15 protein-coding genes are annotated in these 20,661 nt (G+C 65.8%); 6 read left to right on the top strand and 9 right to left on the bottom strand.

Annotated features, from left to right (window positions below; genetic code table 11):
- Window positions 1-198 precede the first annotated feature (198 nt).
- Window positions 199-1,563, top strand: coding sequence for a PFL family protein (locus tag NE591_RS11590; RefSeq protein WP_256156704.1), 1,365 nt, complete (start codon window positions 199-201; stop codon window positions 1,561-1,563).
- Window positions 1,564-1,781: 218 nt separating this feature from the next.
- Window positions 1,782-3,095, top strand: a complete 1,314-nt coding sequence (locus NE591_RS11595) for an ATP-binding protein (RefSeq protein WP_256156705.1) — start codon at window positions 1,782-1,784, stop codon at window positions 3,093-3,095.
- A 133-nt stretch (window positions 3,096-3,228) separates the two neighbouring features.
- Here the strand turns inward: NE591_RS11595 and argF are convergent, their stop codons facing one another.
- From argF to NE591_RS11610, 3 genes are all read right to left on the bottom strand, one after another.
- Window positions 3,229-4,236, bottom strand: a complete 1,008-nt coding sequence (gene argF, locus NE591_RS11600) for an ornithine carbamoyltransferase (protein ID WP_022739360.1) — start codon at window positions 4,234-4,236, stop codon at window positions 3,229-3,231.
- A 153-nt stretch (window positions 4,237-4,389) separates the two neighbouring features.
- Window positions 4,390-5,637 carry an arginine deiminase gene (locus NE591_RS11605; RefSeq protein ID WP_022739359.1) on the bottom strand — a complete coding sequence of 416 codons (1,248 nt, stop codon included), beginning with the start codon at window positions 5,635-5,637 and terminating at the stop codon, window positions 4,390-4,392.
- 27 nt (window positions 5,638-5,664) lie between these two features.
- The gene (locus NE591_RS11610; RefSeq protein ID WP_256156706.1) at window positions 5,665-7,095 is read right to left on the bottom strand and encodes a YfcC family protein; all 1,431 of its coding nucleotides are present in this window, start codon (window positions 7,093-7,095) and stop codon (window positions 5,665-5,667) included.
- A gap of 254 nt (window positions 7,096-7,349) precedes the next feature.
- Between NE591_RS11610 and NE591_RS11615 the strand changes: the two genes are divergently transcribed.
- From NE591_RS11615 to NE591_RS11630, 4 genes are all read left to right on the top strand, one after another.
- Window positions 7,350-8,600 (top strand): arginine deiminase family protein, encoded by a 1,251-nt coding sequence (locus NE591_RS11615; protein ID WP_256156707.1) that lies wholly within the window; start codon window positions 7,350-7,352, stop codon window positions 8,598-8,600.
- Between the two features lie 4 nt (window positions 8,601-8,604).
- Window positions 8,605-9,291 carry a LexA family transcriptional regulator gene (locus NE591_RS11620; RefSeq protein WP_202427870.1) on the top strand — a complete coding sequence of 229 codons (687 nt, stop codon included), beginning with the start codon at window positions 8,605-8,607 and terminating at the stop codon, window positions 9,289-9,291.
- A 168-nt stretch (window positions 9,292-9,459) separates the two neighbouring features.
- Window positions 9,460-9,771: an L-rhamnose mutarotase gene (gene rhaM, locus NE591_RS11625; RefSeq protein WP_256156708.1), complete on the top strand. Its 312-nt coding sequence runs from the start codon at window positions 9,460-9,462 to the stop codon at window positions 9,769-9,771.
- A gap of 227 nt (window positions 9,772-9,998) precedes the next feature.
- The gene (locus tag NE591_RS11630) at window positions 9,999-10,520 is read left to right on the top strand and encodes a thioesterase family protein (RefSeq protein WP_256156709.1); all 522 of its coding nucleotides are present in this window, start codon (window positions 9,999-10,001) and stop codon (window positions 10,518-10,520) included.
- Window positions 10,521-10,669: 149 nt separating this feature from the next.
- Here the strand turns inward: NE591_RS11630 and NE591_RS11635 are convergent, their stop codons facing one another.
- The 6 genes from NE591_RS11635 to NE591_RS16330 form a co-directional block, all read right to left on the bottom strand.
- Entirely contained in the window at window positions 10,670-11,083 is a 414-nt protein-coding gene (locus tag NE591_RS11635; protein WP_256156710.1) for an HI0074 family nucleotidyltransferase substrate-binding subunit, read from the bottom strand.
- Window positions 11,067-11,336, bottom strand: coding sequence for a nucleotidyltransferase domain-containing protein (locus NE591_RS11640; protein ID WP_256156711.1), 270 nt, complete (start codon window positions 11,334-11,336; stop codon window positions 11,067-11,069). The genes NE591_RS11635 and NE591_RS11640 overlap by 17 nt, the downstream gene beginning before the upstream one ends.
- A gap of 116 nt (window positions 11,337-11,452) precedes the next feature.
- A complete protein-coding gene (locus NE591_RS11645) occupies window positions 11,453-13,030 on the bottom strand; it encodes a helix-turn-helix transcriptional regulator (protein WP_256156712.1) in 1,578 nt (525 codons plus the stop codon).
- 556 nt (window positions 13,031-13,586) lie between these two features.
- A complete protein-coding gene (locus NE591_RS11650) occupies window positions 13,587-18,674 on the bottom strand; it encodes a DEAD/DEAH box helicase (RefSeq protein WP_256156713.1) in 5,088 nt (1,695 codons plus the stop codon).
- Window positions 18,671-18,868, bottom strand: coding sequence for a hypothetical protein (locus NE591_RS11655; RefSeq protein ID WP_223900360.1), 198 nt, complete (start codon window positions 18,866-18,868; stop codon window positions 18,671-18,673). The genes NE591_RS11650 and NE591_RS11655 overlap by 4 nt, the downstream gene beginning before the upstream one ends.
- 225 nt (window positions 18,869-19,093) lie before the next feature.
- Window positions 19,094-20,641, bottom strand: coding sequence for a helix-turn-helix transcriptional regulator (locus NE591_RS16330; protein WP_223900359.1), 1,548 nt, complete (start codon window positions 20,639-20,641; stop codon window positions 19,094-19,096).
- Between the last annotated feature and the right edge of the window lie 20 nt (window positions 20,642-20,661).

Genomic DNA, 20,661 nt, shown 5'->3' on the forward strand with positions numbered 1-20,661 from the left:
CAGTGTAATAGAGACGCTCCGGCGGCAAAAAACCAACGACTGACCTCTTCGAACCTGACATTGCGAATGGTCACAGACAATCTGACCCGTCCACGCCCGTACGGCGACGGGAACGGGCGTGATTTGGTAGACTGAGCCGGAACAATTACCAGGGCGCGAAGTGCGCGCCCTGCCGACCGTCGCGAGCGAGGAGCCGCCATGCAGATCACCCCTGCCGAAGTTGCCGAGACCCTAGCCATGGTGTCCAAGCAGAACTTGGACATCCGCACCATCACGTTGGGCATCAACCTGCGTGGCTGCGTGGACGCCGATGTGGACAAGCTGGCCTCGAAGGTCTACGACCGCATGACCTCGACCGCCGAGAAGCTCGTACCCACCGCCGAGCAGCTCGAGCGCGAGTTCGGCATCCCCATCGTGAATAAGCGCATCTCGGTCACCCCCATCGCGGAGATCTGCGCCGCGGTGACCGCCGACGACCTCACGCCCGTGGCCGTGGCCATGGACCGCGCCGGCAAGGAGGTGGGCGTCGACTTCGTCGGCGGCTTCTCGGCGCTCGTGCACAAAGGCGCCACCCGGGCCGACCACAAGCTCATGGACTCCATCCCCACGGCGCTCGCCGCCACCGACCGCGTCTGCGCCTCGGTGAACGTGGGCAGCACGCGGGCCGGCATCAACATGGACGCCGCCTTCAAGATGGCCGGCATCATCAAGCGCGCCGCCGAGCTCACCGCCGATAAGCAGTGCATCGGTGCCGGCAAACTCGTCGTGTTCTGCAACGCCGTGGAGGACAACCCCTTCATGGCCGGCGCCTTCCATGGCTCCGGCGAGGCCGACGAAGTAGTGAACGTGGGCGTGTCGGGCCCCGGCGTGGTGCGCGCGGTGCTCGCCGACCTACCCAAGGACGCCGACATCACTACCGTGGCCGAGGCCATCAAGGCCACCGCCTTCAAGATCACCCGCGCCGGCGAGCTCATGGCCCGCGAGGCCTCGCGCCGCCTCGGCGTGCAGCAGGGCATCCTGGATTTGTCGCTGGCCCCCACGCCCGCCGAGGGCGATTCCGTGGCCGAGATCCTGGAAGCCATCGGCGTGGGCCAGTGCGGCGGCCCCGGGACCACGGCGGCCCTCGCCATGCTGAACGACGCTGTGAAGAAGGGCGGCGTCATGGCGTCGTCGTCCGTGGGTGGCCTGTCCGGCGCCTTCATTCCCGTCTCCGAGGACGCCGGCATGATCCGCGCAGCCGAGGACGGGGCGCTTTCCATCGAGAAGCTGGAGGCCATGACCTGCGTGTGCTCCGTGGGCCTGGATATGATCGCCGTGCCGGGCGATACCACGCAAGAGGCCATCTTCGGCATCATCGCCGACGAGTGCGCCATCGGGATGATCAACAACAAGACCACCGCCGTACGTCTCATCCCCGCCATCGGTTGTCAGGTGGGCGACCAGCTGGACTTCGGCGGCCTTCTCGGCTACGCCCCGGTCATGCCCGTGAACCCCTACGCCGGCACCGTCTTCGCCCACCGCGGCGGCCGCATGCCCGCACCTTTGAACTCGCTGAAGAATTAGCAGCCTCTCTCACATACCTCAAAGTCCCCGTTGCGCAGCACGGGGACTTTTTCTTTGCAAAAACTGGAGACAGCTGCACCCATTGCGGCTTCAGAACTCTGCATTTTCGCCATTTCGCGGCTTTCTAACTTTGCATTTTCGCCATTTCGCCTCTTTTTAACTTTGCATTTTTGTCACCTAAGCCGTAAACTACCTGCATATCGTCAAGAAAGGCATATATGCTCAAGCGGAAAATCGAAAAACGGATCGAGTCTTGGAAGGCGACAAAGACCAATCAAGGCCTTCTCATCACTGGCGCTCGCCAGACGGGTAAAACAAGCAGCATCGAGGCGTTCGGGCGCGAACGCTATGAAGCCATGGTGAAGATCGACTTCGTCGAGCAGCCGAGAGCGGTCGAGGTCATCAGCGAAGCCCAGAACCCCAGCGATCTCATCATGCGCATCACCGCGCTTGCCGAACGGCCTCTCGCCCCCGAGAGCACTCTGCTGTTCTTCGACGAGGTTCAACGGTGCGCCGACGCCATTACCTGGATGCGCTATCTGGCCGAGGACGACCGTTTCGACGTCATCTACTCTGGCTCGATGCTCGGCGTCGAGGCCTACGACTTTCGATCCCTGCCCGTCGGGACCATCGACATCGAGGAAATGTTCCCGCTCGACTTCGAAGAGTTCTGCTGGTCCCAGGGAACCGACCCAACGCTCTGGGATGCCGTAAAAGGGTGCTTTGCCGCAAGAGAGCCCGTGCCGGACTTCTTGCATGAGATGTTCCTCGACCTTTGGCTGCGCTACGTCCTCATCGGGGGCATGCCCGAGGCCGTGCAGGTATTCGCAGACACTCACGATACCCAGCTCATGCGCGCCCGGCAGCGGGGTATTCTCGACACATATCGTGCCGACATTACGCGCTACGTGAAGGATCGCGTGCGCGCCCGCCAGATCAAGACCATATTCGATGCGGTGCCGTCGCAGCTGAACAAGGAGAGTAAGCGCTTTATCATCAGCGGCGCCACCGACGGCAAGCGGTTCTCCAGAATCGCCTCCGATTTCGATTGGCTCGCCGACGCCGGCGTCGTGATTCCCGTGCATCGAGCCACTGAGGCGACGTTTCCTCTGGGGCTCTCCGAGGAACGAAGCTACTTCAAGCTCTATCAGTCGGACGTTGGGCTGCTGTTTGCCACCTTCCCATCGACAGCGGTCGAGCAGCTGCTGGCTCGCTCGGAGGATATGAACCTGGGCGCCGTGTTCGAAAACGCCGTCGCTCAAGAGCTGCGCGCTCACGGCCATGAGCGGCTTTACTACTTCAACAAGCGAGGGGTCGGAGAGGTCGATTTCATGATCGACGCAGCCGGCGCCCCATACGTTGTGCCCATCGAGGTCAAGTCGGGCAAGAGCTCGAAGCGCCACGCGGCGCTTGATGCGTTGCTCGGCGTAAAGAACTACAAACTGGAAGGGGCGATAGTGCTGCATAGAGGAAACCTGGAGCAAGAAGGCCCCATAACATACCTCCCCATCTACATGGCCGCCCTCTTGTAGACACCGCTCCCATATTAGACCAGATGTGCCGACCGCCCGCCGACTGCAAGGGGATCGACGGGCGGCGTCACGGAAAACGGTGCGGCATGGTTAAGGCCGCCGCACCGCAGGAAAGTTCGCCGTCGAAAGACCGCTACCTCAGCGTAGCGTACATGACGGCCTTGATGGTGTGCATGCGATTCTCGGCCTCTTGGAACACGCGGGAGGCGTCCGACTCGAACACGACGTCCTCCACCTCCATCTCGGTCACGCCGAACTGCTCAGCGATCTCGGCGCCGATGGTGGTGTTCGTGTCGTGGAACGAGGGCAGGCAGTGCATGAAGATGGCATCCGGGTTCGCCTTGGCCATCACGGCCTCGGTCACGCGGTAGGGCTCGAGCAGCGCAATGCGATCGCGCCACAGATCGGCGGGCTGGCCCATGCCGACCCACACGTCGGTGTACACCGCATCCACGCCGCGGATGCCCTCGTCGATGTCATCGGTCACCGAGAGCGTCGCCCCGCTTATGGCCGCGAGCTTCTGGCAGGCCTCCCACAGCTCCGGACGATAGGTGCGGTTCCCGGGCACGTCGGCCTGGGGCCCCACCTGCACAAAATCGATGCCGAGCTTGGCGCAGATGACGAGCAGCGACGAGGCGGTGTTGCCCACCTGGCCGAAGAACGCCAGCTTGCGGCCGCGCAAGTCGGGGCCGAACTCCTCCTGCATGGTGAGGACATCGGCAAGCGCCTGGGTGGGGTGGAACTGGGCCGTGAGACCGTTCCACACCGGCACGCCCGCATTGGCGGCCAAATCCTCCACCACCGACTGCTCGAAGCCGCGGTACTCGATGCCGTCGTACATGCGACCGAGCACGCGGGCGGTGTCCTCGATGGATTCCTTCTTGCCCATCTGCGAGCTGCCCGGGTCGAGGTAGGTCACACCCATGCCGAGGTCCATGGCGCCGACCTCGAAGGCGCAGCGGGTGCGCGTGGAGGTCTTCTCAAACAGGAGCACGATGTTCTTGCCCTCGAGGTAGCGGTGGGGCACACCGGCGCGCTTCATGTTCTTGAAGTCGCGGGACAGATCGAGCAGGTAGCGGATCTCTTCGGGACTGAAATCGAGCAGGGTTAGGAAGTGCTTTCCAGAAAGATTGAGCGGCATGGGATCACCTTTTTCTCAAGTGGGGGAAGTGAGGGACAGTCGCCGAAACGGCCAGCGGCCTGGCCGGTAACGACGCGGGAATCGGGCGCGACACGGCCCCGACCAGCACCGGCACAGAGGCCGGCCAGGGCCGCACCGTCCCGAAGCGGGCGCCTAGATGTCGGCGCGGGCGAAGGGCATGGACATGCAGCGCGGGCCGCCGCGGCCGCGGGAGAGCTCCTCGGAGGGCACGACACACAGCTCGATGCCCGCCCGGTCGAGCACGTCGTTGGTCACGACGTTACGCTCGTAGACGCACACCTTGCCGGGTGCGATGGCCAGCGTATTGGAGCCGTCGTTCCATTGCTCGCGAGACGCTTCTACCGGGTCTCCCCCGCCGCACTCGATGAGCGTGACTTCATCGACGCCCGTCGCCATCTCCAGGATCTCCTTGAGCGAGCCGTCCAGCTCGTCCACGGCGATCTCTCCGGGGTTGTCGCCCTTGCGCAGGCGGTAGGCGTGCAGCTCGTCGTACATGCCCGGGTACACCGTGAACTTGTCGTAGTCGATCTGGGTGCACACCGTGTCCAGGTGCATGGTCTCGTAGCCGAAGGGAATCCTTATGGCGTACACCGTATCAATGGCCGAGGGCTCCTCGCCCCAGAACAGGTTGTGCGCCAGCGTGTCGATGGCCGCCGCCTCGGTGCGCTCGGAAATGCCCACCGCCAGCGTGGTCTCGTTGATGTTGAGCACGTCTCCGCCCTCGATGTGAGCCGCGCTATGGTTGTCGTACCAGAACGGCGTTCCCGCGAAATCGGGATGATAGGTGAGGAAGGTCTTGTAGAAGGGCACCTCGCGGTTGCGCTGGTTGTAGTACATGCGGTGCAGCGCCACACCCGTGCCGATGGAGGCGATGGGGTCGCGAGAGAAGTAGCTCGACGGCATGGAGTACACCACGAAGTCGTCGGGGGCGAGACCGTCGCCCTCCAAGCGCGACAGCGTACGCGGGCCGCTCGCCAGATCGAGCTCGTGCAGGCGCATGCCGGCCAGGGCCTTGGCCACCAGCTCCCGGTTGCCCTCAATGGCGTCCAGCTTCTCGCGCACGAGCGGCACGAGCGCCGGATCGGGAATGGGAGCCTGGGCCATGTATTCGTCCAGGAAAGCGGCCCGAGCGACCGGGTTCGCGTCCATGGCCTCGGCCAGAAGCTCCTCCATGTAGAGCACCTCGGAGCCGGCCTCGCGCAGAATGTTCGCGAAGGCGTCGTGCTCCTTTTGGGCGTACTCCAGGTAGAAGGCGTCGTGGATCCAGCACTTCTCGAACTCCGCGGCCTTCATGTTCGCGAGCTCGCGCCCGGGACGATGCAGCACCACGCGCTGCAAATCGCCGATCTCGCTGGTCACGTGAATGGGTTTTTTCGCCATGACCTCTCCTTTCTCGTTCAGTATAAGCTAAGCGACGGGCAGCATGGCCGATATCGCCGTGAAGCCGATGCAGACCGCGCTCATGAGCAGCCACCACTTCCAGCAGGTCTTCCACCACTGCTCTAGGCTGATCTTGCACACGGCCAGACCCGCGACAAGGATGGCACTCGTGGGCGCGATGATAGTCATCATGGGCTCGGCCAGGCACAGGGCCGTGACAGCACCCTCGGGATTCAGTCCCACCAACTCGGTCAGGGGCCCGAAGATGGGCATGGTGAGCGCCGCCAGGCTGGAAGAGCTCGGCACCAGGATGGTCAGCAGGTTCTCCGCCACGTACAGAATGGTGGTGTACACCGCAGGCGCCACATCGGCGAGCCCCATGGCCATGGCGTTCAGAATGGTATCGATGATCATGCCGTTATCGGCAATGACGAGCACGCCGCGGGCCAGGCCGATGACGATGGCCGAGAACGCGAAGTCCTTCAGGCCCGCCACGAACTCCTGGGCAATCTTCTGCTGCGAGAACCGCGCGATAATGCCGGCCAGAAGGCCCATGGCCAGAAACACCGCCGACAGCTCGCTCATGTACCAGCCCTGGGACACGAGCCCCCACACGATGAGGGCCATGCCCGCGAGAAACACCACGAGGATCCACTTCTGGGCGGTCGTGAACGGCACATCGTCGTCCACCGCGCCCATATCGAGGCGCTTCTGCTTGTCATCGTGGAAGGTGAGCGACAACTCGGGATTCTTGCGCACCTTGCGGGCATAGAGCACCACCCACCCGATGGACAGACCCACGATCACCACGAACATGATGGCGCGCAGCCACAGCTGCGGGTTGCCCGTGATGCCGATGACGCCCTGGGCGATGAGCACGCTGAAGGGGTTTACCGTCGAGGCGATGTAGCCTGCCTTCGCGCCGATGAACACGATCATGAACGCCGTGAGCGAATCGAAGCCCATGGCGATCATGATGGGCAGGAATATGGCGAAGAACGGCAGGGTCTCCTCGGCCATGCCGAAGGTGGAGCCGCCGAGGGCGAACAGGAGCATGGCGATGGGGATAACCAGAATGTCCTTGCTCTTGAACCTCCTCACTACCCGGCGCATGCCGGCGTCGATGGCGCCGGTAGCCGTGATGATCTGGAACGCGCCACCGACGATGAACACGAAGGCCACCACCTCGGCCGCGGCCATGATGCCCGCGATGGGCGCCTCCAGCACCGCTCCGGGACCCTGGCGCAGATCGACCTGCTTGCCCGTCTCGCCATCGACGAACGTCTTGTCCATCTGCTCGTAGGTACCCGCCACCGTCACCTCGCGCCCGTCGATCTCCGTCGTCGCGAACGTTCCTGACGGAACAACCCACGTCATGACCGCCACGATGATCATCAAGATAAAGATGATCGTGTAGGTATGCGGCACCTGGAACGTGCGCTTTGCCTTTTCCCTCATTGCACCTCTCCTTTCTCACTCGCTGCGTGCGGGATTCGCGAGGCCATCATCGCGGGGCGACACCTCCCGTCCGGCCGTCGCATCGCAAGCGGGAACGCAGCTCGGAGAAGCGGCACCCGCAGTGACCTTTCCCGTCGCCTGAGCGGTAGAAGGTGACGTTAAAAGTCACCTTCTTTCCTCAGTGCCTTTTCTCAGGCTCGAAAATTCCCTATGCTTTGGAAGGACAACGAGAGAAGAAACGGAGCGAAACAGCCATGGATACCGTGCGAGTGAACAACGAAGTGGGCCGCCTCAAGCGAGTGCTCGTCCACCGGCCGGGCCCAGAGACGCGGCGCTTCCCTCACGGGGAATTTGCTCTGGCCTTCCCCTTGCGGCCCACGAGCAGCGACTTCGATCTGGCACGGGCCCAGGACGAGCACGATGCCCTCACGGCGATCCTTCGCGCCGAGGGCGCCGAGGTTGTCGAGCTGACTGAGCTGGTCGGGGAGACCCTCGCCTTCGCGCCTGAGGCCAAAGACGAGCTGCTCGAGCGCTTCCTGGCCAACTGCCGCATCGAGGGCTCCGAGCTGACCGAGGCGGCGACCCGGTACATGTCCGAGGCCGCCGACGCCGAGCAGTTCGTCACCCGCCTCTTCAACGGCATACGCTACGGCGACACCGACCTCGACGCCTCCGACCGCTTTCCGCTAGCCGCCCTCACCGACAGCGCTTTCGATCCCGATACCTTCCTCTCGAGCCCGCTGAACACGGCGTTTTTCACGCGCGATCCCTTAAGCGTGATCGGCGGCGGCATCAGTCTCAACCATATGTACTGGCACGACCGCAACCGCGAGGTAGACCTGCTCCAGACCGTCGCGGAGCATCACCCGTGCTTCGCGGACACGCCCCAATGGTTCGGCCACGACAGCTCTTTCCACCTGGAAGGCGGAGATATCGTCAACTTGAGCGGGCACGCCGTGGCCATCGGGCTCTCGAGTCGCACGGAGAGCCTGGCCATCGACCGTCTGAGTCAGGGGCTGCTGTGGGGCGACGGGTCGTCTGTCACCGATGTGTACGTGATCGAAGTGCCCCAGAGCGGCAACCGCCTGCATCTGGACGCCTACCTCTCTCCCATCGACGGGGACACCTTTGTGGTGGATCCCCTCCTGGCCCGCGAGCCCCGCGTCTACCGCCTGCGGCGGGCCCGGCGGCGGGGCGGCGTGCGCATCGAGCCCTGTAGCGAGGGCCTCGCTCGTATCCTGGAGGCGGCCACGGGAGGCGGCCCGGTGCGGCTCATCGACTTCGGCGACGGCGGCGGCCCTATGGCCTTCGAGTACGGCAACGGAGCAGCGGGCATCCTGCCCCTTGCGCCCGGCAACCTCTGCGTGTGCGCGGAGAATCTCGCCGCCAACGAGGCGCTCGTCGATGCGGGCATGACCGTGCACCCAGTATCTATCCAGGAGATGACGGTCGGGTTCGGCGGTCCCAACAGCCTGTGTTTGCCCCTCGTGCGCGAGGATCTCTAGCGTTGTGAGCATCGGCGAGAACATACGGCGCCTGCGCGAGCGGGAGGGACTGTCGCAGACCGCCTTCGCAGGCAGGCTCGGCGTCACCAAGGAAACGGTGGGCCGTTGGGAAAGCGGCCGCACCTTCCCCCGGCGCACCCATCTGGACAAGATGATCGCCGACTTCGCCGTCTGCGCTGACGACATCATGAGCGAGGAGCGCGGGCTGGGCACGGCGCCGAGCGCCCCGACCGCAGACAACTGGCCGGGCCCGGAGACGCGAAACGACGGCACGGGTGCCGCTGAGGGGGCGGGAGATGCGATCCTTCCCGTGTACAAGACGGATCGCTCGGGCAACGGCACGACGCTGCGCCATACCGGCTACGCCTGCGCGCCGTCCGACGTGGCGGCCCGTCACGTGGCCAGCATCTTCGTGCGCATGGACTATCGAGAGATGACGCGCCTCTATCCCGTCGGCAGTCTCCTACTCGTCGACCAGCGGGCCCGGCCCTACAACGGGTGCACCGTCGTGGCTCTGGTGGACAACGCCACTATCGTCGTGCGCCGTTACACGGCGGGCAACAACACCGTCGTGCTTTCCTCATGGTCCTACGATGCACCCTCGCCCGACCTCATCCTAGACAAGCGCCGAGTGCGCATCATCGGCGTGGTGGTCTTCTTCCAGGCCAGCCACGACACGGAAGCGCTCTGAGCCGGCTTTCCGACTCCACGCAATCGCCCCCATGCGCACGATCTGCACTTTGTCAGTTTCATCGCAAGATAAGCGCATCCTCGGTTTTCCCGGAGCAACGCGCTAGCATAGCCACCAGAAAGTGCCCGCAGCACGCGGGTCCACCTACCTTCGCCCAAGGAGCAAACGATGATCAAGACGTTCAAGATGAAGCTGTATCCCGGCATGGAAGAGGAGTACGAGCGGCGGCACAACGAGCTGTGGCCCGAGATGATCGACATGATCCACGAGCACGGCGGCCGCAACTACACCATCGCGCTGGATCCCGACACGCTGACGCTGTTCGGCTACATCGAGATCGACGATCCCGAGCGGTGGGCCGCCGGCGCCGACACCGCCATCAACCGGAAGTGGTGGGACTTCATGGCCGACATCATGGAGACCAACGAGGACAACTCGCCTGTCTCCGTCGACCTGCCCGTGCTGTTCCACTTGGACTAATTCGACAGGAGCTTAAAATGTGCAAAACAGCCTACTTCTCGTAGTCCGTTGACTTCGACAGCTGTCTCGTCATGGGCATCTTCCCAGGTCGCAATTTTCTGCCTCTCATAACGCCACAGCTAAAACTACGAGAACCATGCCATTTTGCACAAAATGACGCCCTGCCGCGCCGCCTTCACTATAATGATCGACGGAACCCGAGCGAGACGGCGAAAGCGAGCGAAGAGATGCATGTGCACACCCCCATCAAGGTACGGTACGGCGAGACGGACATGATGGGGGTGGTCTACCACGCGAACTACCTGCTGTACTTCGAGGACGCCCGCATCGACTTCCTGGACGCGCTGGACTTCTCCTATGCGGAGCGCATCGAGGGAGCCGGCTACATGAGCCCCATCCACGACATCGAGATCCACTACAAGGCGCCGCTGCGCTACGGCGAGGCGGGCGTCGTGCGCACGTCGATCGCGAAGAACCTGCCGATGCGCACGGTCTACCGCCAGCAGGTCTACCGTGCGGAGGATGTTCTGGAAGGCGAGGCGGCCGACGGGATCGCCGGCGATCCGAACGCAGAAGGCGCGGCGGCACTCGGCCGTCGCGAGCCCCAGCTGCGCGAGGGCGCGACGCCGCTCGTGGATGCGCTCGTCACCGTGTGCGTCGTCGAGCGCGACACCTTCAAGCCCGTGAGCCTGCGCCGCACCTTCCCCGACCTCTACGCCAAATACGAGGACATTGTTGAAGGGGCTTGATAGAGCAGCTCCACCACTTGGCCGCTCGCCTCAATTGCGAATTTTGTTGATTATCGACATTTTGAATTGCTGCATTTTGTTAAAAATGGGCTTTGTGAAATGCCGCATTTTGCAACTTGAGCTAAATAAGCTCGGCGCACAGGAGCGCGCTACTCGTCCTGCACCCCGAAAAGCACTCCCTCATAGAGTTCGTCCAAACCGGCTTTCAGAGCCCTGAACTCCGGAATATACGCCTCGACGATGCGGTCGACCATGGCGCGGGCGGTGTCCCCATCGTAGATATGCGAGAGGTCGTTGCGGGTCTTCAGCATTTCGAGCCACAGATCGCCGTCGATGAAATCGTAGGTGGCAAAAGCGGCCTTGAGAATCTCGCGGGGCGAGCCCGATGCCGCAGCGGCAACGCCCTCGTAGGCCAGCGTCTCCTTCAGCAGCTTCCACGCCAACTCGAACTGGAGCGCGAACTTGTTCGTGACGCCGCTCATGACGAACTCGTTGGAGAGATCCTCGTCCTTCGCGCGCTCGAGCACCGCCAGCTGCGCCGCGTAGTTATCGTACTTCTTCATAGAGCACCACGCCTTCCCGCGCCACGCGCTCCTTCAGTTCCTGGGAAACCGGGCCATCCATGTTCACGAAATCGAAGGAGAGCAGGGTCGGCGCCTCCTCTTCGACATCCAGGGTGAAGCGCACCTGATCGCCGCCGAACACCGCCAGATCGATGTCGCTCTTGGATCGGTGCTCTCCCCGCGCACGCGAGCCGAACAGCACGACGCGAGACACACCACACCGGCGCGCGACGGCGCGGATGGATTCCAGCACGTTCTCTTTAATCCCCGTATCAACCATAAGGAGCATTGTACACGATGAGACTCTCGAGGCTTTCCGAAGGCATGCCAATGACGCAAAGCAACGACCACCGCACGAGGGGCGAAGCCCTACCTCTCGTCGATGAGGTGGATGAGCTCCTCGCGCTTGTTGACGTCGAGCTTGCGGTAGATGTTGCGGACGTGGGTGCGCACCGTCGAGATGGAGAGGACGAGGGACTTCGCGATGTAGGCCGGCGCGAAGCCGCGGGCCAGAAACACGAGCACCTCGGCCTCGCGGGGAGAGAGGCCCCGGGCCGCCGCCACCTCGGCGCAGCGGGCCTCCAGAGTGCTTTGCATGCTCGGCTCGGCCAGTTCGAAGGCATCGCCGGGCGCATCGGCGCGGCCGGAGGGCTCAAAGCCATCGGGAGCGCCTGCGCCCTCGGGCTCTTCTCCGCGAGCCGCGCCGGCGGTACCCCCGCCAGCGGCGTCGCCGGCACCCGATCCTGCGGCCAGAACCGACTCCTCCGCGGCAGCCGACTCGCGAGGCGCCACCAGCTCGTTCCACGACGTGCGGCCGAGAAACACCAGGAGCACCGCCACAAACGCGCCAGTGAGCACCGCAAGCCACGGGGCGAAGTCGTCGGTCACCGCGAGCACTTGGGAGAGAATCTGTCCCAAAAGCGCCGCAGCCGCAGCCACGCCGCAGGCGAAGCCCGACGCCACGTTTGCCGGCAACTCGCGATTGCGCACCACGGCGAGCAGCACCGCGCACCCCAGCAGGGCGAGGACGATGTAGAACACGTAGAGGGCCACCACCGAGGCGTCCCGCGGGAACGTGCCCGCGGGAAACGCGCCCAATACCACAAACGCCGCCGCCATAAGGGGCACGAGGATGCGGTAGGACCAGGGCAGCAGGGGCGTACGCCCCCACAAAAAGCAGACGCCGAACATCACGAGCGCCGCAACGGCTCCACCGAGAAACGACGCCTGCACGACCCCGAAGGCGCTATGGGCCATCACATCGGTCATGAACGCGTACACGGCGAACCCCAAAAGAGGCAGCCAGGTCACCGACACGAGGCGGCGCATCGTGTCGGCGGGGCGGGCGAGGGGAAGCGCCGGGTCGCCCACGCGGGCGGCCACCGGCGGCACGACGACTCCCGCCACGAGCAGCAGGCAGAACACGGGAACGAGCGCCAAAAGCGGCAGCAGCGCGAGAATCCAGCCGACGAAGGATGCCGTCAGCACGACGAAAGCGCACAGGACGAGGGCCTGATCGATGGGGACGGCCACGGCGCGGGCCCATTCGGCCACCAGCAGGGGCAGCGCCGCCCCTGCCAAAAGCCCCGCGCCCACGGCCGCCGCCGACAGCGGCGCAGGGGCGAACAGAAGCCCCAGGACGCCCATCGTGCCGAGCAGATAGGCCACCGCTGCAATGGTGGTGACCCGGGCGCGCGAGAACACTTTGCGCGGGCGCTGCAAACCGCGCAGGAGCACCACGGCAGACGAGGTAACGGCGGCGAGAAACAGCACGAACAGAAACACGTCGGCGACCGCCTCGAACTGAGGGGCCTCGGCAAAAGCCCCCATGGTCGGCGCATAGGCGGGCAGCGTGACCACGAAAGCGACGAGGGCGAGGTGCACCGGGCGCAGGGCGAGCGGGGCGCGCGCCTCGTCGCCCGCATCGCGCAACGCAAAACCTTCCATGGCCTTTCCGCCTCCTTTCTTCGCTCCAGCGCACAGACGAGATGCGCGCACATCGCCGGGTAATCGTGCGACACAGCGCACCGAACAGGTGCGCTCCCTTCCAAACGCCGATTCTAGCATCGCCGCAGGATAACGCCCGACGATCCGGGAACTCGTGGCCGACCTGTGATAATGCGCCTGCCGGCAGTCTTTTCAGGCTGCGGCTCCGCAATACCTAAAAAGCGCGATGCCCTTACCTATAAGCGGCGATGGCGCCCGACGGCCGCGCCCCCTATAGTAGACGTCGTTCCTCTTGGAGGCGGACTCCCACAGCTTGGTCTTCTGGGGCCATTGAGACCAGGCCGCTCCGCCTTCACCAAGGGCTATGCGGGAACCCGGCGCAACGCGCCGGGAACTCGAGGGGCGGCGGTTCTCCTTTCTGGCCGCCGCCCGCTTTCTTTACCTCGTGCTAACTCGGAACGGCTGCGTATCATCAGGGGGACCGCAGCCGGAATCGCAGGGCCGCCGCGTCGGAGAGAGGCGCAGCGGCCCTTCTTTTTTTTTCGGCGAGGTCGCTTTAGAACGGGCTCGCATAGAGGCGGAAGCCGTCGGGGAGGCGCACGAGCCCGGCGTCCTGAAGCCACGAAGCGGCCGGAGTGGCCAGAACATCGCGGCCGTTGAAGTGCTCGACGACGATCTTGCGACGCGCGGCAGGGGCGCCCTCGCGCTTGAGGGCGGCGCGCACCGAGGCGACCAGGGCGGCAACGGCCGCCTCCAGCAGTTTTTCGTCGGCAGAAAACGCCAGCAGCGATTTCAGGCGCGGTGCGGCCCACAGCACCGGCGCCCCGTCGGCAACGACCACGAGCGCCCCCTCGCGGCGGGACGGCCGCGCGGCCACGAGGGCGGAATCGGCCGCAGGGGCCTCGCCCGCCGCGTCCCATGCCACATCGGGCCAGGGAATGCCGGCACCGAAGAGGCACGCGGGGTCGTCGGCAGGAAGCGCAACGAGGGAGGCGGGCGCCGATGCGTCCGTAGGCTGGGCGAAGGCGCGCAGGGCCTCCACCGTCTCGCGCTGGGCGAACTGGGCCGGCCCCATGCCCTCTACGAACATGCCGCGCGCGAGATCGCCCGCCTCCTCCATGGCCCTGAGCACCGGGTACAGCATCGAAAGGCCGCCGGGCACGCCCGCCGCCAGCGCGATGTCGCGCGTCACGACGCCGTAGCGGTCGAGCAGCGACTCCACCAGAGCCACCGCTTGCACCGTGGAACTCTGGCCACTCGGCGCCAAGGCCGACCAGCGCCCGGCGAGAGCGGCGTCGAAGGCGGTCGACGCAACCTGGCGGCCCACCACGGCCGCACGGGCGGCCCTGCGGGCCTCGCTGTGGAGCGACCGACCCCGCCGGCTGCTCGCCCGCCGCCGCGAGGGCGGCGGCGTCTGGCCGCCGGCTGCGGACGCCGATGCTGCCGCGGCCAGCCCTCCGGCGCGGGGAAAGCCCAGCCCGTCGCTGGTCGCCTCCCCCTTCCACACGAGCCGCTGCAGCGCCTCGGCCACCTCGCGATCCGTGCGTGCCACGGGCCCGGCGAGCTGCACGGCGCCATCCGTCAAAGCACGGAACGTGAGCGGCCCTTGGGCGACCAGCACGTGGCGCACGATGGCGTCCAGCGAAGGATCCTCCAACTCCCCCGGCTCGGCCGCGGAGGCCTCCGCCACCCCGGCCTGGGCGTCAACGGGCAGCGGCGCCAGGGGCGAGTCCGTCGGGAAGAACGAGATGGGATGCGCCTCCCCCACAGTAGAGGCCGCCCACAGCACCTCGCCGGCGGCGATGAGCTCGTCCAGCATGGCCGGCCGATAGTCGGGCACGCGCGCGGGCAGCACCTCTCTCTCCCACTGTTCCATGGGAAGGGCCGCGCCCTCGAACTGCGCGATGACCTGGGCTACCCCGTCGATGCCCGCAAGCGTCGGCTCACCGGCGCGCGCGATGTCCTGACGATCCAGCAAGAAGCGCACATAGGCGTTGGCGGGAACGGGGCGCACCGCCTCGCGGGCCCGGGCGAGGGATCGGCTGCGCAAGCGGGCGAGCACGGCGCCGTCGACCCAGCGGTCGGGCCCCAAGCGCACGAGACGCCCCTCGGCGGCCAGCCGTTCCAGCGACTCGGCCGCAAGCGCCACGCCGACCCCCAGGGTGCATGCGGCCTCTTCGCTGTCGAAAGGCCCGTGGGTGCGCGCGAAGCGGGCCGCAAGTCCGTCCAGGGGGCGGGACAGCTTTCCCTCTCGCTGGGCCCAGAGGGGAGCCACAATGCCGAGCACCGCGCTCAAACGCGGGCCATCATCAGCGGCAGCCCACCTCTTCTCGCCGCTGATGACGGCGGAGAAAGCGCGATGGGCGGCTTCCAAGTCCGCGAGAAGGACGGCGACTTCGCCGCCCTCGGTTCGAGCGGCAATCTCCTCCACCGTAAGCGGCCCCAGCTCGCGCAGAAGATCGGCCACGCCTTCCGCGCCCCGCGCCTTCCAACCATCGGCCGTCCGCTGCAGCTCGGCCACGGTGCGCGCCACCACCTCTGTATCCAGCATATCTTCCACAGCACCGGTGCCCAGAAGCTCGCCCAGAAGCGTCGGATCCACGGACAGAAGCGACGCCTGCCGCTCGGCATGGGGCAGATCGCCCTCGTAGAGGTGCTCGCCCAAATACCCGAACACGAGCGGCGCCGCGAACGGCGACGGGGCGGCCGTGCGAACTTCGCTCATCTTGATGGAACCCGAGGCAAGACCGTCCATCACCTCGCGCAGGGCCGACAGGTCGAACACGTCCTGCAGACACTCGCGCAAGGCCTCCAGAACGATGGGGAAATCCTCCTCGCGCCGGGCCGCCTCCAAAAGCTGTCCGCCCTTGAGACGCTGCTGCCATAAAGGCGCCCGCTTGCCCGGGGCCGTCGGCGACATGAGCAAGGCCCGGGCCGCGCATTCGCGGAAACGGGCGGCGAACAGGGCCGTGAACCCCACGCGTTCGCGCACGATGGATTCCAGCTCGTCGGAATCGAAACGGAACAGATCGCTTCCTGGCAGGACGTCCTCGGCGGCGGGCACGCGCAGCACGATGCCGTCGTCAGAGGCCACCGCCTGCGGGTCGAAGCCCAGCGCAGTGGTAACGCGATGGGCCACGGCCAGCGCCCAGGGCTCGTGCACGCGGCGACCGAAGGGAGAATGCAGAATGACGCGCATGTCGCCCGTTTCATCGGGGCATGCCTCCACCACGAGCCGCCGATCTGTGGGCACCGCCCCGGTACAGGCGCGCTGGGCCTCTATGAGAGCCGCCAGGTTGCGCCGGGCGTCCTCGTCAAGCCCATCGGCCGTCAGGCGATCGCGCAGCGCCGGGGCCATGGCGCCCTCTTCCACATGCTCGACCAAGGCCTCATCCCGCTCGGCAGCGCGCGCAATACCGCCGTCGAGGGCGCGCACAAGGGCCCCCCGGGCGCGGCCCGTCTCGTAGGGGCGACCAATAGCCTCGCCGTGCCAGAAAGGCAGTCGCGCAGCGCGTCCCGGCGCCGCTTCCACGATAACCCGGTCGGCACCGATCTCCTTGATGCGCCAGGTGCTCGTGCCCAGGGCGATGATGTCGCCCACCCGCGACTCCATCACCATCTCCTCGTCCAGCTCGCCCACACGTCGGCGGCCCTGCCGGGCGTCGCCCTCCGGCAGCACCACCGAGAACATGCCGCGGTCGGGAATGGTGCCCGCCGCCGTTACGGCCAGGCGCTGCGAACCGGGACGCGGCGTGAGCAGCCCCGTCTCGCGATCCCACAGGATCCGCGGCGCGAACTCAGCCACCTCGCCCGAACCGTAACGCCCGGCGAGCATGTCGAGCACTCCCTCGAAGGAGCGCCGGCCCAAATCGGCGTAGCAGGCCGACCGCCGCACGCAGGCAAGCCAATCGTCGGCTGGAAGGCCGTCCGGCGCCATGGCCACGGTGGCCACGGTCTGCTGGGCCAGCACGTCCAGCGCGTTGCGCACGAGACGCGTGCTCTCGATGGCACCGGCCTCCATACCCTCGGCCATGACGGCGGCATCGATGACCTCCACCCGGGTGCGCGGGAAGATGACGCCCTGGGAGCGGCCGCCCACCTGGTGGTTCGCCCGTCCCACGCGCTGCAGCCCGCTGGCCACCGAGGGAGGAGCGGCCACCTGCAGTACCAAATCGATGGAACCCATATCGATGCCCAATTCCAAGCTGGAAGTGGCCACCACGCAGGGCAGCTCTCCTGCCTTCAGCTCCCGTTCCACCTGCAGCCGCTTCTCTTTGGAGACCGAGCCGTGATGGGCCTTCGCGATGACCACCGCGGGCTCGGTCACCAACGCCGTGGTAGAGCCGATGTCGGAGCGGAAGCTCGCTCCCGGCGCCCCGCGCATGGCATCGGAGCCCGTGGGCACGCCGCGCACCGCATCATCGCCGAAAGCCGTCGCATCCCCGCTGCCCGCGGCCGCCCAGAAGCCGGCCACCTCGGAATGGGGCGCGTCCAGGCCGAGGCGCTTCGCGTACAGCTCGTTCAGCCGCGCCGTCAACTTCTCGCACAGACCGCGCGAGTTCACGAAGACGATGGTGGATTTATGGGCCAGCACCTCGTCGAGAATGGCCGCCTCGATATGAGGCCAGATAGAGGAGCTGCCCAGGCGGCTGTCAGGATGCGGCGCGGGCGAGGCGCCCTCGGCCATGACGGCCCGAAGCGCCCGGTCAGACTTCCACGCGTTCTCGATAGGCGCCCGGCGCGGACCGGCGCCCCGCTGCCGCGTGCCGTCGCCGGCGCCGGCAAATCCCCCGAAGGCGGGGACGGCCGTCATGTCGCGCACGGGCACGCGCACCGAAAGGTCGAGGCTCGGGGGCGCTTCGGTGGCCACCACGGTCACCGGATGCGCACCGCCGAGGAACCGGGCTACTTCGTCGCGCGGGCGCACCGTGGCCGACAGCCCGATGCGCTGGGCCGGAGCCTCCAGCAAATCGTCCAGCCGCTCCAACGAAAGCGACAGATGCGCCCCTCGCTTGTCGCCGGCCAGGGCGTGCACCTCGTCCACGATGACCGTCTCAACTGTGCGCAGCGCCTCTCGGGCCGCCGACGTGAGCATGAGGTACAGCGACTCCGGTGTCGTGATGAGAATATCAGGCGGATTACGAGCGATCTTGCGACGCTCGTCGGCGGGGGTGTCGCCGGTGCGCATGGCCGTGCGGATTTCGGGGGCCTTCGCGCCACGGCGCGCGCTCTCGACGGCCGCCAGCTCGGAGATGGCCGAAAGCGGCCCCTGCAAGTTGCGGTCCACATCGGCGCCGAGAGCCTTCAGGGGCGACACGTACAGCACGCGCACGCCACGAACCCACTTCTCGCCCGCTTCAGCGACCCGAGCCTTCTCGCCCATGAGCGCGTCGATCGCCCACAGAAACGCCGCCAGCGTCTTGCCCGAACCCGTCGGCGCTATCACGAGCGCATTCTCGCCCCGAGCGATAGCCTTCCACGCCTCGCCCTGCACCGTCGTGGGCGCCCCGAAGGCATCGGCGAACCAGCGGTGCACCGAACGGGAAAACAGCTCAAGACCGTTCTCCTCTAAGCCTTCGACGGCCCCCCTCTCAGCATCTATGCCCGCGACGGCTCTTCCCCGTGCATCCAACGCCGCACTCACAGAAGCCCCTGCTCCTCGAAGGCGCCCAGCATCGATTTCAGCGCCAGCTTGCGCGCCGTCAGCTGCTGGTAGGTGGCCGTGCGCGTCTTGCCTTGGGCCCGCAAGCCCTCAAGAGTCACGCACACCGACTCCTGCTCTGCCAGCAGAGCGGCCAGCACCGCCTCGAACCGCGCGAGGCGCTCGCTATCGTCCATTCCCATTCCCCTTCCACGCACGCGAAAACTTAGGCGACATCGGCAGCGGCGAGATCTTTGTCGACGAGCCATCGCAAATAGTCGGAGCGCTTCATGCCCAAGCTATCCGCCCGCTTATCCATGCGCTCGATCTTCTGCTGTTTAGCTAAATGGTAGGACGAAACGATCCGCTTCTCAAGCGCTGTAAAGAAACGCAGAAAATAAAGCTTCGGCCACTTTACTTGCCTATGAAGCCGAGACGGGCGCCGCCTCCCCCGTTCCCTCCTGATAGGACTCGATGAGATCGATGAGCTCTTGCTTGGAATGCACGTCGGTCTTGGCGTATATGTGCTTAATGTGCGTCTCGATGGTGCTCTTGGAAAGGGTCATGACCTCGCGCATGTAGGGCACCGATCGGCCGCGGCCCAGATAGCGCAGCACCTCGGTCTCGCGCGGCGAGAGCTTGAAGGCCTCGGCCATGGCCGCCACGTAGTCGACGGGCTCGGCGATCGGCGCCGCGTAGACTCCCTTCCCAGCCTCTTGCGCCAAGACACTTCCGGCAAGCCCCTCTCTCGACGGCACCTCCGACCCCGACCGCGCCTCAGCGCCGATTTCCGCCGCAACCGAGCCCAAAGCCCCGGCGACCCCCAGCATCCCCGGCGATTCAAAGCGTTTCTGCAGGTGCAGAAACAGCGGCAGCATCACCACGCACAGGCACACGAGCGCCAAGTACAGCGGCAGGCCAAAGCGCGGCGATACCGATACCCCCAGCATCGCGCCCGCGAGAAACCCCAGCTGAACCATGGCACGGAAGATGCCGAACGTCTCGCTGGGAAGACAGAATCCCTTCGCCGTGATGCGCGCGAAGATAGCGAAGAACAGCACCTCCACGTACAGAGCCGCCGCGCAGGCGAGCACCGAGGCGAGCACATTGCACACCGGTTCGTCCAGTGCCCGCAGCGAAAGCGAGAACACGATGAGCGGAATGGCCCACTCGTACAGAAACGAGAAGCTCATACGGCTGGTATGGGCAATGGCGAACACGGCGATGAGCCCCGCCACCACGCCGCCGGCGATATAGAAGAGGATGCCGCGGTCGTCCATGCCGAGCGCGACCAAGCTCTCGGGGGAAGCGCTCGTCACCACGCACCCTGTGGCGATGCTGCACACCATGGAGCAGAATGCCAATTTGACGAGGGAGGGAAGCACACCCGAGAACGGCTCGATGGGCTCAGGGAAGGCGAAGCCCTCCGGTTGGTCGTTCTTGCAGAGCAACAGCATGAGGCTCGATGCCAAAGGAAGCAGCGCCGCCACGATGCCCGAAATCGGCGCCGGAATCAAGTAGATAAGCAGCACGGCCGCCACGAACACCGCCAGCGACGAGGGAATGCTCGCCTCGGTGACCTCAAGGTCCACCTGGCAGAACAACTCGCCCCATGCTATCCAGAGCACTGCCGAGGCCAGCCCTCCCACAGCGCTGGCGAAAAGCAGCGGAAGGCCGTCGGGCGCCACGAAGAACAGCAAGGTCGTCGCGGACACCACCGCCGATGCGGCCAAAACAAATCCCGGGGCCAAAGGCGCTCGCCGTCGGGGACGAAAGGCGAGCACGAGAAGCCCGACCGCCGACGCCGCGAGCGAGATGCGCAGCGTATCGACGCCGCGCGCGCTATCGGGCGTGAAGATGCCGTTCGAGAACCACGACCCGTACACCCAGGCGATGAGAAGGCCCAGACCCAAGTAGCGCAGCCGCGCCTGACGAAAAAACGAATCCAGCGATTGCACCCATGCGAACACGGCTCTCCTCCCCTTGAGTT

This window comes from Adlercreutzia sp. DFI.6.23, assembly GCF_024462535.1.
GTDB classification, from domain to species: Bacteria; Actinomycetota; Coriobacteriia; order Coriobacteriales; family Eggerthellaceae; genus Adlercreutzia; species Adlercreutzia rubneri.

Excerpts from the sequence above, each read along its gene's own strand:
- NE591_RS11590 (WP_256156704.1), top strand. The coding sequence starts at position 199 with ATGCAGATCACCCCTGCCGAAGTTGCCGAGACCCTAGCCATGGTGTCC.
- NE591_RS11595 (WP_256156705.1), top strand. The coding sequence starts at position 1,782 with ATGCTCAAGCGGAAAATCGAAAAACGGATCGAGTCTTGGAAGGCGACA.
- argF (WP_022739360.1), bottom strand. The coding sequence starts at position 4,236 with ATGCCGCTCAATCTTTCTGGAAAGCACTTCCTAACCCTGCTCGATTTC.
- NE591_RS11605 (WP_022739359.1), bottom strand. The coding sequence starts at position 5,637 with ATGGCGAAAAAACCCATTCACGTGACCAGCGAGATCGGCGATTTGCAG.
- NE591_RS11610 (WP_256156706.1), bottom strand. The coding sequence starts at position 7,095 with ATGAGGGAAAAGGCAAAGCGCACGTTCCAGGTGCCGCATACCTACACG.
- NE591_RS11615 (WP_256156707.1), top strand. The coding sequence starts at position 7,350 with ATGGATACCGTGCGAGTGAACAACGAAGTGGGCCGCCTCAAGCGAGTG.
- rhaM (WP_256156708.1), top strand. The coding sequence starts at position 9,460 with ATGATCAAGACGTTCAAGATGAAGCTGTATCCCGGCATGGAAGAGGAG.
- NE591_RS11630 (WP_256156709.1), top strand. The coding sequence starts at position 9,999 with ATGCATGTGCACACCCCCATCAAGGTACGGTACGGCGAGACGGACATG.
- NE591_RS11635 (WP_256156710.1), bottom strand. The coding sequence starts at position 11,083 with ATGAAGAAGTACGATAACTACGCGGCGCAGCTGGCGGTGCTCGAGCGC.
- NE591_RS11645 (WP_256156712.1), bottom strand. The coding sequence starts at position 13,030 with ATGGAAGGTTTTGCGTTGCGCGATGCGGGCGACGAGGCGCGCGCCCCG.
- NE591_RS11655 (WP_223900360.1), bottom strand. The coding sequence starts at position 18,868 with ATGGACGATAGCGAGCGCCTCGCGCGGTTCGAGGCGGTGCTGGCCGCT.